Source organism: Microbacterium deminutum, assembly GCF_039530205.1.
GTDB lineage: Bacteria > Actinomycetota > Actinomycetes > Actinomycetales > Microbacteriaceae > Microbacterium > Microbacterium deminutum.
The window spans coordinates 142,316-156,476 of record NZ_BAAAOG010000007.1 but is presented as its reverse complement, the minus strand read 5'-3'; the positions used below and the strand labels follow the sequence as shown (position 1 = coordinate 156,476).

The window sequence follows — 14,161 nt, the reverse complement described above, 5'->3', positions numbered from 1 at the left end:
CTCGACGGGTGGTGTATGAAATGCGCGGAGTGGTCGGTGGGGAGGACGGGTGATCTTGCCTTCCCTACACCGACCGCCCCTCCGCCGGACGGAGGGCTAGCGGCGGCGGGAGGGCGCACTGGGCCCTACCGGACCTCCGCCGACGCGAGACCCTCCGGTGGGCGGAGGATGGCAGAAGGAACCGGCGCCGGACACTCCCCAGCGGGCAGCCGACCCGAACCGATGCCCGACACTCCCGAGCGGAGACCCAACCCGACGGCCGACGCTCCCGCCCGGAGGGCACACCGCGCCTGCGGGTCCGATCCCTCACCGCGCCCACAGCCACCGCCGGGTAGAATCGAGCGACATCCCACACTCAGGCACGCTCACACAGTGCCGCACATATCGCCCCAGGAGATCCCATGGCCGACACGCTCATTCCCGACAAGCCCGCCCTCGAGGGTCTCGAAAGCAAGTGGGATGCCGCATGGACCGAGCAGGGGACCTACCTGTTCGACCGCATCCGCGCCGCCGAAACCGGCCGGGCGGGCGTCTACTCCGTCGACACGCCGCCGCCGACGGCCTCCGGCTCGCTGCACATCGGCCACGTCTTCTCGTTCACCCACACCGACCTCAAGGTGCGCTTCGAGCGGATGCGCGGCCAGACCGTGTTCTATCCGATGGGCTGGGACGACAACGGCCTGCCGACCGAACGCCGCGTGCAGAACTACTACGGCGTGCGGTGCGACCCCTCGCTGCCCTACGACCCCGACTTCACTCCCCCGCACGAGGGCGGTGACAACAAGAGCAGCAGGGCCGCCGACCAGGTGGCGATCAGCCGCCGCAACTTCATTGAGCTGTGCGAGAAGCTCACCGTCGAGGACGAGCAGCACTTCGAGGCGCTCTTCCGCCAGCTCGGCCTGAGCGTCGACTGGACCCAGACCTACCGGACGATCTCGGACGACACCATCCGCACCAGCCAGCTCGCCTTCCTGCGCAACCTCGAGCGCGGCGAGGCGTACCAGGCGCTCGCCCCCACGCTCTGGGACATCGACTTCCGCTCCGCGATCGCGCAGGCCGAGCTCGAGGATCGCGACCAGCCGGCGGCGTACCACCGTGTCGCCTTCCACAAGACCGATGGTTCCGGCGACGTGTTCATCGAGACCACGCGACCCGAGCTGCTGGCCGCCTGCGTCGCGCTGGTGGCGCATCCGGATGACGAGCGATACCAGCCCCTCTTCGGCTCGACGGTGCGAACCCCGCTCTTCGATGTCGAGGTGCCGGTGGTCGCCCACACCCTCGCCCAGCCCGACAAGGGAACGGGCATCGCCATGATCTGCACCTTCGGCGACGTCACCGACATCATCTGGTGGCGCGAGCTCGATCTGCCCAACCGCACGATCCTCGGTCAGGACGGCCGGATCATCGCCGACGCGCCGGATGCGATCGTGTCGGATGCCGCGCAGGCGGCGTACGCGGAACTCGCGGGCAAGACCGTCTTCAGCGCCAAGAAGCGCGTCGTCGAGCTGCTCCAGGAATCGGGAGAGCTGATCGGCGACCCGAAGCCCTTCACCCACGTCGTGAAGTTCTACGAGAAGGGCGATCGCCCCCTCGAGATCGTCTCGACGCGCCAGTGGTATGTGCGCAACGGCGCCCGTGAGGAGGCGTTGCGCGAGAAGCTCATCGCGCTCGGTCGCGAGGTGTCGTGGCATCCCGATTTCATGCGTGTGCGCTTCGAGAACTGGACGAACGGCCTCACCGGCGACTGGCTCGTGTCACGTCAGCGCTTCTTCGGCGTGCCCATCCCGATCTGGTACGGCCTCGACGAGAACGGCGAGCGGGATTACGCCCGAGTCCTCACACCCGAGCTCGACGCGCTGCCGATCGATCCCACGCACGATGTCCCGGCCGGATACACGCCCGACCAGCGCGGCGTGCCGGGTGGATTCGAGCCGGAGCTCGACATCTTCGACACCTGGGCGACCTCGTCGCTCACCCCGCAGCTCGCAGGCGGCTGGGAGCGCGACGCCGAGCTGTGGAGCCTCGTCGCGCCGTTCGACGTGCGTCCGCAGGGGCAGGACATCATCCGCACGTGGCTCTTCTCGACGATGCTGCGAAGCGCTCTCGAGGACGACCGAGCGCCGTGGTCGGATGCCGCCATCTCGGGCTTCATCGTCGATCCCGACCGCAAGAAGATGTCGAAGTCGAAGGGCAACGTCGTCACCCCCGCAGACATCCTGTCCCAGCACGGGTCGGATGCGGTGCGTTACTGGGCGGCCTCGAGCCGCCTCGGCACGGACGCCGCGTTCGACCCGCAGAACCCGACTCAGGTCAAGATCGGCCGCCGGCTCGCGATCAAGGTCCTCAACGCGGCGAAGTTCGTGCTGTCGTTCCCGGTGCCGGAGGGCGCCGAGATCACCCACGCCCTCGATGCCAGCATGCTCGCGACCCTCGACGGCGTCGTGCGCGAGGCGACGAAGGCGCTCGACGCGTATGACCACGCCCGCGCCCTCGAACTGACGGAGTCGTTCTTCTGGACGTTCTGCGACGACTACCTCGAGCTCGTGAAGGAGCGCGCTTACGACCGCACCGACGTCGGGCAGGCGTCGGCCGCCCTCGCGCTGCGGACCGCCCTCGCGACGCTGCTGCGGCTGTTCGCGCCGGTCCTCGCGTTCGCCTCGGAGGAGGCCTGGTCGTGGTTCAACGACGGCTCGGTGCACACCACGGCGTGGCCCGAACCGCTCGGCATCGACGGCGACCCTGCGGTGCTGGTGGCCGTCAGCGAGGCGCTGATCGGCATCCGGCGTGCCAAGACCGAGGCGAAGGCGTCGCAGAAGACGGCAGTGACCCGGATGACGATCGCGGCGACGGCCGAATCCGTCGCATCGCTCGTCCTCGCCGAGGGCGACCTGAAGGCTGTCGGGCGCATCCAGGAACTCGACTACGTGAACGCCGGCGCCACATCGGTCGCGAGCTTCGAACTCGCCCCGCAGGAGGCCTGACGTGCAGCTCGGCACTCGCTGGACCCTCGGCGCACAGCCGCCGTCATCGGTGCCCGAGGCGCTGCGCGATCAGATCGCCGCCGTCGAGTCATCGCTCGGTGTCGACCCGCTCGGGCAGCCGGCGCCGCGCTGGACTCTCACGTGGCTGGAGGGACGCCCGATCGCCGAGCTCGACACCGGTGTGATCGTCACACTCGATGCCGACGGCGAGGCGGTCGTCCGCCACGACGACGAGGACGAGTTCGCCTAGGAGGCTCGGGCGTCCACTTCGGCGCCGGCCTGCCGCGTGCCGACGAGGAGCAGGCGGATGGCGACGAGCGCCGCGATGAGGACCACCCCGGCGCCGATCAGCATCGGCAGCCGCAGGCTGTAGCGCGCCACCCAGCCGCCGAGGACGGTCGCGATGGGGAACAGTCCCCACGTGAACATGCGGATGATGCCGAGCACACGCCCGAACAGATGCGCGGGGACGATCTGCTGGCGGAGGGCTCCCCACGGCACGTTCCAGATCGAGATCGCGAAGGCGCTGAGGCCGAAGGCCGCGACGGCGGTGAACACCTCCGGGGCCAGACCGGTGAGCAGCATCCCGAGTGCGGCCACGAAGTTCGCGCCGAGCATGACGGCGCCGCGCCCGAACCGGCGCACGAGCCCCGACGCCGCGAGCGAACCGAGCAGCGCTCCGACGCCGACTCCCGCCGTGACGAAGCCGATCGCGGCGGGGGCGACGTGGACCTCGTCGAGGAAGAAGAGGATCAACGGCGCCTGGGCGAACGAGAACGCGGATCCGATGATCGAGGTGAAGATCACCATCGATCGCAGGTAGCGCGCGTGCCACAGGTAGGACACGGCCTCTCGGGCGGAGACGCGCGATCGGGCGGTCGGCGTCGCGGCCGTCGCGGCGCGCACCGGTCGCGCCGCGGCGATGGGCAGAAGGAGTGCGAGGACGATCGGCACGATGTACCCGAGTCCCCCGATCCACAGTGGCAGGGCGAGCGATACGGCGAAGAGCACGCCGGCGATCGGCGTCGCGATGAAGTTGTCGATCGTGATCTGTGCAGCCTGCATCCAGCCGTTCGCGCGGTCGAGCTGCGGGCGGTTGACGACGCCGGGGATGACGGCGTTGGTGGCGTTGTCGAATAGGGTCTCGCCGAGGCCGAAGATGAGCGTACCCAGGAAGAGGGCCCAGATGTCGATGCGCCCCGTCACCGTGAGGATCGCCAGCCACAGCGCCACCCCGCCCCGGATGCCGTTCGCGATCGCCATGATGATCCGCCGGTCGTAGCGATCGACGAGCATGCCTGCAGGCAGTCCGAAGATCAGCCAGGGCACGAAGGCGAGGGCTCCGATCACCGAGATCGCGAGCGGATCCTTCGTGAGGGTCGTGGCGATCAGCGGTACCGCCGTGCGCCCTAGCCCGTCCGCGAGGTTGCTGAACATCGCGGCGGTCCACAGCTTGCCGAAGTCGCGGCCGAGCGGATCCTTGCCGCTCCGCTCGGCCGCGGGCTGCGGCTCGACGGCATCCTGTGACGGATCAGTCGTCGACACGCTCATCAGGGCAGCATCCCGATGCCGCCGCGCGCCTGCGCATCGCGACGGGCATCGGCGTAGTCGGTCTGCACCTGGATCGTGCGGCGGCGCTCGACGGCGGCGCGGCCCTCGAGGCGCGACGTTACGAAGTGATCCAGAGCCGTCGACGTCCACAGCAGTGAACGCTCGAAAGCGGTCGTGTGTGCATACCCGCGGGGTGCGGAGATGGCGGTCATTTCAGTCTCCTATCTTGGGCAGCGGGAAGACGTCGGCCCGGATGGTGACGGGCCGCACGTTCTCGCCGGTCTGGTTGCGGTGGTTGTCCACGGCCTCGTCGATCAGGGCCATGATCTTCAGTGCAAGCTCTTTACTCTGCTCGGGAGTGAGGCGCGCGGTAGCGGTGGAGACGAGTGTGCCGTCCTGCCACATCTCGTCCTCGGCGCCGATGCCGCGGTTCACGAAATCCAGCAGCTGCTCGTTGCGATTGCGCAGGAACTCGTTCATGACCACCTGCGTCGCTGCGCGGCCCGCGGGCGTGGTCATGGCGGCGGGGCTGCCGAACGAGACGCCGCCGATGGGGCGCTCCCACCACCGCTCACGGCCGGTTCCGCGATCGGTCGCCTCGCGGATGAGGTCGTGCTTGGCGAGGGCACGCAGGTGATAGCTGGTCGAGCCGCTCGACTCCCCCAGGCGCTCGGCGAGCGAGCTGGCCGTCTGGGGTCCGTACTGGCTGAGGATGTCGTAGATCTTGACCCGCAGGGGATGCGCAAGCGCCCGGAGCGCGCTGGGTTCGAGGATGCGATCCTGGCTGTGGCGCAGCTCGGCGCGAGCCGAGGCATCCATCGGCTCCACGTTCTCGGGCGACTGTTCTTCCATGACCCCAAGATAGCGATGCAAAGGAATCTTTGCAAGTACTTCTTTGCAATCAATCTTTTGCAAACGTTCTTCTGCATAAACCTGCCGTCCCATTAGGCTGGCGTCATGCCGACTGAGAACCCGCTTCTGTCCCCCTCGACGCTGCCCTACGGGCTTCCCGACTACTCCGCGATCCGCCCGGAGCACTATCTGCCGGCCTTCGAAGCGGCGTTCGCCGAGCACAAGCAGGAGGTCGCCGCGATCACGCGGGTACGCTCGATGCCGACTTTCGAGAACACGCTCGTCAGCCTCGAGGAGGCCGGCAAGCTGCTCGGCGAGATCTCCCGCACGTTCTACACGGTGTCATCGGCCGACGCGACGCCCGAGATCCAGGAGATCGAAGAGACGCTCGCCCCACTGATGTCGGCTCATCAGGACTCGATCCAGCTCGACGCCCAGCTGTACTGGCGGATCAAGACCATCCACGATCAGCTGGATGATCTGGGCCTCGAGCCCGAGCAGCGCTACCTCGTCGAGCGCCATTATCGCGAGATGTCGCACGCCGGCGCCGGACTCGATGACGCTGCGAAAGAGAAGCTGACCGCGCTCAACCAGCGGCTGTCGACCCTCACCACGACGTTCGAGAAGAACCTCCTCAACGACACGAACGACCTCGCCGTCGTCTTCGACGATGCCGCCGACCTCGACGGACTGACCGAGGGCGAGCTGTCCGCTGCCGCCCAGGCAGCGGCCGACCGCGGGTTCGAGGGCAAGTGGGTGGTGACGCTCACCCTGTTCACCGGGCATCCTTACCTCTCGTCCCTCACGAACCGCGCGAGCCGCAAGCGGATCATCGATGCGTCGCGCTCCCGGGGCTCGCGGTCGAACGAATACGACAACCGCGCGGTGCTGCTCGAGATCGTGCGGCTGCGTGCCGAGCGCGCGGCCCTGCTCGGCTACGACAGCCACGCCGCGTACATCACCTCGGACGAGACTGCGGGCTCTCCGGAAGCCGTTCACGACCTGCTGCGCCGTCTTGCCGTGCCGGCGGCTCGGAACGCGCGCCGCGAGCAGGCCGCCCTGCAGGCGATCATCGATGCCGAGGCCGATCCGTTCCCCCTCGAGGCGCACGACTGGGCGTTCTACACCGAGAAGGTGCGTGCGGCGGAGTACGACCTCGATCGCAGCGCGCTGCGCCCGTGGTTCGAGGCCGAGCGCGTGCTGCAGGACGGCGTCTTCCGCGCGGCGACCGATCTCTACGGGATCACGTTCACCGAGCGCACGGACCTGTCGGCGTATCACCCCGACGCCCGCGTGTTCGAGCTGCGCAACGCGGACTGCACCGAGCTGGGACTGTTCATCCTGGACCTGTACACCCGCGACACCAAGCGCGGCGGCGCATGGATGAACTCGATCGTCTCGCAGTCGCGGCTGCGGGGCACGAAGCCGGTGGTCGTCAACAACCTGAACGTACCCAAGCCGGCGCCCGGCATGCCGGCGCTGCTCACCCTCGACGAGGTGACGACCCTCTTCCACGAGTTCGGCCACGCCCTGCACGGGCTGTTCGCGACCGTCACCTACCCGCACTTCGCGGGGACGAATGTGTTCCGCGACTTCGTCGAATTCCCGAGCCAGGTCAACGAGATGTGGATCTACTGGCCCGAGATCCTCGGCTCGTATGCCCGCCACGTCGAGACCGGCGATCCGCTGCCGGACGACGTGGTCGACAAGCTCCACGCTTCCGAGGCCTTCAATCAGGGCTTCGGGACGAGCGAGTATCTCGCGGCGTCGTGGCTCGACCAGGCGTGGCACTCGCTCGACGCGGGGCACGCGGCATCCGACATCGACGTCGCCGAGTTCGAAGCGGCCGCCCTCACCGGCATCGGACTCGACAACCCTGTGGTGCCGACGCGATATTCGTCGACGTACTTCGCGCACGTGTTCTCGGGCGGCTACAGCGCCGGGTACTACTCGTACATCTGGAGCGAGGTGCTTGATGCGGACACGGTGCAGTGGTTCCACGAGAACGGCGGGCTCACCCGCGCAAACGGCGATCGGTTCCGCGACCGGCTGCTCGGAGTCGGCGGCTCCAAGGACCCGCTCGAGGCCTACCGCGACTTCCGGGGGCGGGATGCCGACATCCAGCCGCTGCTCGAACGTCGAGGCCTCGCGGGCTGAGGCCACTCACAGCAGGCCGAGCTCGCGCGCGAATGCGCGCGTGCGCTCGGCGAGGGCCGCGGGGACCTCGCCGGCTGTGAAGTGCCCGCCTTCGGCCAGGCGCTCGAAGACGCGCAGGTCGCGATAGTACCCGCGAGCGATGGACTCGGGGTACGTGCCTTCGTGTCGCTGGATGAACACCGCTGCCGGAACCTCGACGGGTGGGATCTCACCTGGCTGGTCGGCGCCCTCGTAGTACGGGCGGAACGACGTGCCGATCGATTCGGTGACCCAGTAGATCATCGCCTCGGTGAGGACGCGCTCTCTCGAGATCCGCCGCTCGACGGCGACAGGGTCGCCCGGCGGAGTGTCGCTCCACTCGACGAGCTTCTCGGCGAGCCACGCGACCAGTCCCGCGGGCGAGTCGTTCAGGGCCGCGGCGGCGGTGTCGGGGCGCGTGCCCTGGATGTGCCCGTATGCGCCGTTCGGGCCGCCGGCCGCCTCGAGGTCGTCGAAGAACGCCCGCTCCTCGGGGTCCGTGAGCACGGCGCGCTCCTCACGGGAGGGAAAGTGCGAGTGCGTCACGATGACCCCCGCGACAGTGTCGGCGTAGGTGGCGGCGATCAGGTCGTTCACGTTCGCGGAGACGTCTTCGCCGTACGTGAGGTATCGGTCGTAGCCGAGCACGTCGGTCATCAGCGCATGCATCGTGGCAGCGAGCCGCACCTCGGTGATGGGGCTGTGCGCGTACGGCGTCGAGAAGGCGAAGCCGGGCAGGCTCGGCACCACGACGTGGAAGTCGCTCAGCAGATCCGCGAAGTCCAGCTGCAGGCTGAACAGGTGAGGCCAGCCGTGCATGATCAGCAGCGCCGGCGCATCGGCGCGCGGCGCTCGGCGATGGACGAAGTGCAGCGTGGTGTCCCCCACGTCGGCGAGGAACTGCGGATGCGAGTTGAGCCACGCCTGGCGCTGCGGCCAGTCGAACTCGCGCCACGAGCCGACGAGGTCGCGCAGATACCCCGCTGACATCCCGGATGCCGGACGACGCGGCGAGTCGGGAAGCAGCCGAGTGCGATCCAGTCGATCGCGCAGATCCTGCAGGACGGTGTCGGGTACGTCGATCTGGAAGGGCCGCATGGCTGTCACGCTAGGCGGGACCGCCGACATCCGCCCTCCGCGGAGGATTACGCGCTCTTGCGCTTCTCTCGGAGCACGAACGTGGGTGCCGCGCCGTCCTCGACGGCGGCGCGCGTCACGATGACCTTGTCGACATCGTCGGTGGACGGGATCTCGAACATGATCGGACCGAGCACGTCCTCGAGGATCGCGCGCAATCCGCGGGCACCGGTCTTGCGCTCGACCGCGAGGTCGGCGATCGAGCCGAGCGCCTCGGCGTCGAATTCGAGCGTCACCCCGTCGAGCTCGAACATGCGGTGATACTGCTTGACGAGGGCGTTCTTGGGCTCGGTGAGGATCTCCATCAGGGCGTCGCGATCGAGGGGTGAGACCGATGCCACCACCGGGAGGCGCCCGATGAATTCGGGGATCAGGCCGAACTTGTGGAGGTCTTCTGGGCGGACCTCGCTGAACAGGCTGAGGTCGTCGCCTTTGTTGTGCAGCGGTGCGCCGAAGCCGATGCCGTGCTTGCCCACGCGGGACGAGATGATGTCTTCGAGTCCCGCGAATGCCCCGGCCACGATGAACAGGACGTTGGTCGTGTCGATCTGGATGAACTCCTGGTGAGGATGCTTGCGGCCGCCCTGCGGCGGAACCGAGGCGATCGTGCCCTCGAGGATCTTCAGCAGGGCCTGCTGCACGCCCTCGCCCGAGACGTCACGGGTTATGGACGGGTTCTCGGCCTTGCGGGCGATCTTGTCGACCTCGTCGATGTAGATGATGCCGGTCTCTGCGCGCTTGACGTCGAAGTCCGCTGCCTGAAGAAGCTTGAGCAGGATGTTCTCGACGTCCTCGCCGACGTATCCGGCCTCGGTGAGAGCCGTCGCGTCGGCGACGGCGAACGGCACGTTGAGACGTTTGGCGAGTGTCTGGGCGAGGTAGGTCTTGCCGCAGCCGGTGGGCCCGAGCAGAAGGATGTTGCTCTTGGCGATCTCGATCTCGTCGGCGCGCTGCTCGGCGGATTGGATCGTGCCGTGGGCGCGCACGCGCTTGTAGTGGTTGTAGACGGCCACCGACAGCGCTCGCTTGGCCGCGTGCTGGCCGACGACGTATTCCTCGAGGAAGCCGAAGATCTCACGCGGCTTCGGCAGATCGAAGTCGGTGACCACGCCCGAGGCGGATTCCGCCATCCGCTCTTCGATGATCTCGTTGCAGAGCTCCACGCACTCGTCGCAGATGTAGACGCCCGGCCCTGCGATGAGCTGCTGCACCTGCTTCTGGCTCTTTCCGCAGAAGGAGCATTTGAACAAGTCGGCGCTCTCACCGATGCGTGCCATGGGCTCCTCCTCGTCGGGTCGGGGGCAGCCCCCCGGCTGACTTCGAGCCTAACCGCTGGCGAGGACAGGCGGTGGGATTGCGACGCCGATTGTGGAGGATGCGGCGTCCGCCGTCAGCAGAACCGCGCGCAGCCGCTCACGCGGCGACACCCCGCCGCCGGAAGAACCGGGCGACGGGGTGTCGATGGATCCGCCGAGCCTGCCGAGCGCTACTTGGCCAGTGCGGCCGGGGTGCGCTTGCGGGTCGTGAGCACCTGGTCGATGAGGCCGTACGTGAGGGCCTCCTCAGCCGAGAGGATCTTGTCGCGGTCGATGTCCTTGTTGACCTCTTCCTGCGACTTGGCCGAGTGCTTGGACAGCGTCTCCTCCAGCCACGTGCGCATGCGCAGGATCTCGGCGGCCTGGATCTCGATGTCCGATGCCTGGCCGTGGCCGGCCTCGCCCATCGCGGGCTGGTGGATGAGGATGCGGGCGTTGGGCAGCGCGAGGCGCTTGCCCGGCGCGCCCGCTGCCAGGAGCACCGCCGCGGCGGACGCTGCCTGGCCGAGCACCACCGTCTGGATGCTCGGCGAGACGTACTGCATGGTGTCGTAGATCGCCGTCATGGCCGTGAACGAGCCGCCGGGCGAGTTGATGTACATGATGATGTCGCGGTCGGGATCCTGGCTCTCGAGCACGAGCAGCTGCGCCATGACGTCATCCGCCGACGCGTCGTCGACCTGGACGCCCAGGAAGATCACGCGATCCTCGAAGAGCTTGTTGTAGGGGTCCTGGCGCTTGTAGCCGTACGCCGTGCGCTCTTCGAACTGAGGCAGGATGTACCGGCTGTTGGGGACCTGGAGTCCCTGGGCGCGCGCGCCCGCGGGCCGGGGGTCTGGGGCGGAGCCCCAGAGAGCGCCGTCCGGGATGCCGAAGGTGGGGGTGTTCATCGTTTCGGGTTTCTCTCTCTTCGCCTTCGGACTCAGTTCGCGGTTCCGCCGCCGCCGATGACGTCGACCGCCGACTCGCGGATGTGGTCGACGAAGCCGTACTCCAGCGCCTCGTGGGCGTTGAACCAGCGGTCGCGGTCGCCGTCGGAGTTGATCTGCTCGACCGACTTGCCCGTCTGCGCAGCCGTGATCTCGGCCAGCCGCTTCTTCATGTCGAGGATCAGCTGCGCCTGCGTCTGGATGTCGCTCGCGGTGCCGCCGAAGCCGCCGTGGGGCTGGTGCAGCAGCACGCGGGCGTTCGGCGTGATGTAGCGCTTGCCCTTGGTGCCCGCCGTCAGCAGCAGCTGGCCCATCGAGGCGGCCATCCCGATGCCGACGGTGACGATGTCGTTCGGCACGAACTGCATCGTGTCGTAGATCGCCATGCCGGCGGTGATGGAGCCGCCCGGCGAGTTGACGTAGAGGTAGATGTCCTTCTGCTGGTCTTCGGCGGCGAGCAGCAGGATCTTCGCGCAGATCTCGTTCGCGTTGTCATCGCGCACCTCCGACCCCAGCCAGATGATGCGGTCCTTCAACAGCCTGTCGAAGACGCTGGTCGCGACAAGTGGTTCGGCCATTAGTACTCCTGATTCCGTGGTCGTCGCATCGAATCTACCGGGGCGCCACCGGCGACCCGCCCGTGTTCGCCCTGGGCAGAGAGAGGCGGATTAGTCGCGGTCCCTCAGCAGGTCGTTGGCGTACGCGGCGACGGAGCGGCTGTAGCGCGGCAGATGCGGCGCGAGGGCTTTCAGGGCGATGGATGCCGCGGCCACGGCATCCCCGCCCGACACGAGCGCAAGGACGTAGAACGCGGCCGCCGCATCGTGCAGCGGAGCGCTGGGACCCCGCTCGTACTCGGCGCGCAGCATCCCGAGCGCCTCCTCGGTGCGTCCGAGGTTGCGCAGCGTGCTCGCCAGCTGGATCACCGCCTGGGTGCGATGCTCGTCGTCGAGCCCCGCCGCCAGCGCCTGCCGGTAGAGCGGCTCGCCCTCGGTCTCGACACCCGCGGAGTCGCGCGCGCCGGCGCGCTCGAAGAGGGCGCGCGCGTCGTCGCCGCGCTCAGCTGCCAGCGCGTCGATCCGCTCGATGCGCTCCAGGTCGGTCAATGACCCGTCTCGCCAGACCGCGTCGATGCGCTCATCCCACGTCAGCACAGGGTCCTCCTTCGACGGCAGAGGGGCGGATGCCGCAGCATCCGCCCCTCCCCTGAATCCACGTGTCCTACTCGGCGTCCGCGGCCTTCTTGGTGCGGCGAGCCGGCTTCTTGGCAGGCTCCTGCTCAGCCTCTTCGGCCTCGATGATCTCGTCGGCCTCGGCCGCGGCATCCGCGATCTCCTGGGCCTCTTCGACGACCTCGTCCTCGGCGTCGGCCTCATCCTCGACGGCCACGAAGCCGGTCAGGTCGACTGGGTTGCCGTTCGTGTCGACGACCGTGACCTTGCCGAGCGCGACGGCGAGCGCCTTGTTGCGCGCCACCTCTCCGACGATGGCGGGCAGCTGGTTGTTCTCCTGCAGGGCGTTGACGAAGTCCTGCGGAGCCATGCCGTACTGCGAGGCGGACTGCACCAGGTACTGCGTGAGCTCGTCCTGCGAGACCGAGACGTTCACGCTCTCGGCGATCGCGTCGAGGAGCATCTGCGTCTTGAACTGCTTCTCGCTGGCCTCGGTGACCTCGGCGCGGTGCACGTCGTCTTCGAGGCGGCCCTCACCCTCGAGGTGGCTGTGGACCTCGTCCTCGACGAGCTGCGGCGGAACGGGGATGTCGACCTGCTCGAGCAGCTGCTCGATGAGCTTGTCGCGCGCGGCCGAGCCCTGCGCGAACACGGACTGCTGGGCGACGCGCTCCTTGAGGCTGTCGCGCAGCTCGGCGATCGTGTCGAACTCGCTCGCGATCTGGGCGAAGTCGTCGTCGGCCTCGGGAAGCTCTCGCTCCTTGACGGCCGTGACCGTCACCGCGACCTCGGCCTCTTCGCCGGCGTGGTCGCCGCCGACGAGGGTCGAGCGGAACGTGGTGTCCTCACCGGCGGTGAGCGAGTCGATCGCCTCGTCGATGCCCTCGAGCAGCTCGCCCGAGCCCACCTCGTACGAGACCCCCTCGGCGCGGTCGATCTCGGCGTCGTCGATGGTCGCCACCAGGTCGAGCTCCACGAAGTCACCCGTCGTGGCCGGGCGGTCCACCGTAACGAGCGTGCCGAAGCGCGCGCGCAGGCGGTCGAGCTCCTCGTCGATCGCCGCCTCGTCGACCTCGGCTGCGTCGATCTCGACGGTGGTGCCCTCGAATGCGGGCAGTTCGAACTCGGGACGGACGTCCACCTCGACCTCGACGAGCAGGTCGCCCGAGAAGTCCTTCTCGTTCGGCCACTCCACCACGTCGGCGCTGGGGCGTCCGAGGACGCGGAGCTCGTTGGCCTCGACGGCCTGGCGGTAGAACGTGTCGAGCCCTTCGCTGACGGCGTGCTCGAGCACGGCGCCGCGGCCGATGCGCTGGTCGATGATGGGCGCAGGGACCTTGCCCTTGCGGAAGCCGGGGATCTGCACGTCCTGCGCGATGTGCTCGTACGCGTGCGCGATGCTCGGCTTGAGCTCGTCGGGCGAAACCGTGATGTGCAGCTTCACCCGGGTCGGCGTGAGCTTCTCGACGGTGCTGTTGACCATGCCTGTTCGTTCTCCTCGTGATCGACCGCGCGCCATGCGGGCGCTGAGGGTCTGGGTCGTGAATGTCGTGGGGATGGGCCGTACGTCGGGGCGACAGGATTTGAACCTGCGGCCTCCCGCTCCCAAAGCGGGCGCTCTACCAAGCTGAGCTACGCCCCGGGCGGGTGTGCACGCATGTACGTGCTGATCGGCCCAAAGAAGTCTAGCCGACGCGCCCGAACTCCTCGGCCGGGTGTGGGTGCGGCATCCGGAACAGGTGATTCGGCGACATCAGGACGATTCGGTCTGCGACCGTCCCGCGTCGGCCGACTCGCCCGAACCGGCGACGGCGGCGCGTGACAGGGGCAGGCGGGAGGGTCCAGTAGACTGTCGGATGCCGCGGCTCGCCGCTGCGGGGATGTAGCTCAATGGTAGAGCCTCAGTCTTCCAAACTGATGGTGCGGGTTCGATTCCCGTCATCCCCTCCAATGCCCTGACGCGCGGCCGAAGGCCGTGCGGCAGGGCAATTCGTGCGGATGCCGCAGGAACCGATCGCGTTCGGGCGGGCCCCACCGCCCGGAGGCTC

The 14,161-nt window shown here is 68.2% G+C and carries 12 protein-coding genes and 2 tRNA genes; 4 read left to right on the top strand and 10 right to left on the bottom strand.

Features of this window, described 5'->3' with window-relative positions:
* Window positions 1-401 precede the first annotated feature (401 nt).
* Window positions 402-2,981 carry a valine--tRNA ligase gene (gene valS, locus ABD212_RS15445; RefSeq protein ID WP_344096254.1) on the top strand — a complete coding sequence of 860 codons (2,580 nt, stop codon included), beginning with the start codon at window positions 402-404 and terminating at the stop codon, window positions 2,979-2,981.
* Window position 2,982: 1 nt separating this feature from the next.
* The gene (locus tag ABD212_RS15440) at window positions 2,983-3,231 is read left to right on the top strand and encodes a hypothetical protein (RefSeq protein ID WP_344096251.1); all 249 of its coding nucleotides are present in this window, start codon (window positions 2,983-2,985) and stop codon (window positions 3,229-3,231) included.
* Here ABD212_RS15440 and ABD212_RS15435 read toward each other — a convergent pair.
* From ABD212_RS15435 to ABD212_RS15425, 3 genes are read right to left on the bottom strand one after another with little or no spacing between them, the layout of a single operon-like run.
* A complete protein-coding gene (locus ABD212_RS15435) occupies window positions 3,228-4,532 on the bottom strand; it encodes an MFS transporter (protein ID WP_344096248.1) in 1,305 nt (434 codons plus the stop codon). The two genes, ABD212_RS15440 and ABD212_RS15435, sit on opposite strands and share 4 nt — an antisense overlap.
* Window positions 4,532-4,744 carry a hypothetical protein gene (locus ABD212_RS15430; protein WP_344096246.1) on the bottom strand — a complete coding sequence of 71 codons (213 nt, stop codon included), beginning with the start codon at window positions 4,742-4,744 and terminating at the stop codon, window positions 4,532-4,534. The genes ABD212_RS15435 and ABD212_RS15430 overlap by 1 nt, the downstream gene beginning before the upstream one ends.
* Window position 4,745: 1 nt before the next feature.
* A complete protein-coding gene (locus ABD212_RS15425) occupies window positions 4,746-5,384 on the bottom strand; it encodes an ArsR/SmtB family transcription factor (protein ID WP_344096243.1) in 639 nt (212 codons plus the stop codon).
* A 105-nt stretch (window positions 5,385-5,489) separates the two neighbouring features.
* Here ABD212_RS15425 and ABD212_RS15420 point away from each other — a divergent pair, with 105 nt between their 5' ends.
* The gene (locus ABD212_RS15420) at window positions 5,490-7,541 is read left to right on the top strand and encodes a M3 family metallopeptidase (protein ID WP_344096241.1); all 2,052 of its coding nucleotides are present in this window, start codon (window positions 5,490-5,492) and stop codon (window positions 7,539-7,541) included.
* A 6-nt stretch (window positions 7,542-7,547) separates the two neighbouring features.
* On the opposite strand, the gene ABD212_RS15415 is transcribed toward ABD212_RS15420, so the two are convergent.
* The 7 genes from ABD212_RS15415 to ABD212_RS15385 form a co-directional block, all read right to left on the bottom strand.
* Window positions 7,548-8,657 carry an epoxide hydrolase family protein gene (locus tag ABD212_RS15415; RefSeq protein WP_344096239.1) on the bottom strand — a complete coding sequence of 370 codons (1,110 nt, stop codon included), beginning with the start codon at window positions 8,655-8,657 and terminating at the stop codon, window positions 7,548-7,550.
* Window positions 8,658-8,704: 47 nt separating this feature from the next.
* Entirely contained in the window at window positions 8,705-9,973 is a 1,269-nt protein-coding gene (gene clpX, locus ABD212_RS15410; RefSeq protein ID WP_344096236.1) for an ATP-dependent Clp protease ATP-binding subunit ClpX, read from the bottom strand.
* Between the two features lie 209 nt (window positions 9,974-10,182).
* Window positions 10,183-10,902: an ATP-dependent Clp protease proteolytic subunit gene (locus ABD212_RS15405; protein WP_344096234.1), complete on the bottom strand. Its 720-nt coding sequence runs from the start codon at window positions 10,900-10,902 to the stop codon at window positions 10,183-10,185.
* A gap of 32 nt (window positions 10,903-10,934) precedes the next feature.
* Window positions 10,935-11,519, bottom strand: a complete 585-nt coding sequence (locus tag ABD212_RS15400; RefSeq protein WP_344096232.1) for an ATP-dependent Clp protease proteolytic subunit — start codon at window positions 11,517-11,519, stop codon at window positions 10,935-10,937.
* A 90-nt stretch (window positions 11,520-11,609) separates the two neighbouring features.
* Entirely contained in the window at window positions 11,610-12,095 is a 486-nt protein-coding gene (locus tag ABD212_RS15395) for a tetratricopeptide repeat protein (protein ID WP_344096230.1), read from the bottom strand.
* A gap of 67 nt (window positions 12,096-12,162) precedes the next feature.
* Window positions 12,163-13,596 (bottom strand): trigger factor, encoded by a 1,434-nt coding sequence (tig, locus tag ABD212_RS15390; RefSeq protein ID WP_344096228.1) that lies wholly within the window; start codon window positions 13,594-13,596, stop codon window positions 12,163-12,165.
* A gap of 85 nt (window positions 13,597-13,681) precedes the next feature.
* Window positions 13,682-13,755, bottom strand: a tRNA-Pro gene (locus tag ABD212_RS15385).
* Between the two features lie 234 nt (window positions 13,756-13,989).
* Between ABD212_RS15385 and ABD212_RS15380 the strand changes: the two genes are divergently transcribed.
* A tRNA-Gly gene (locus ABD212_RS15380) sits at window positions 13,990-14,063 on the top strand.
* Window positions 14,064-14,161 lie beyond the last annotated feature (98 nt).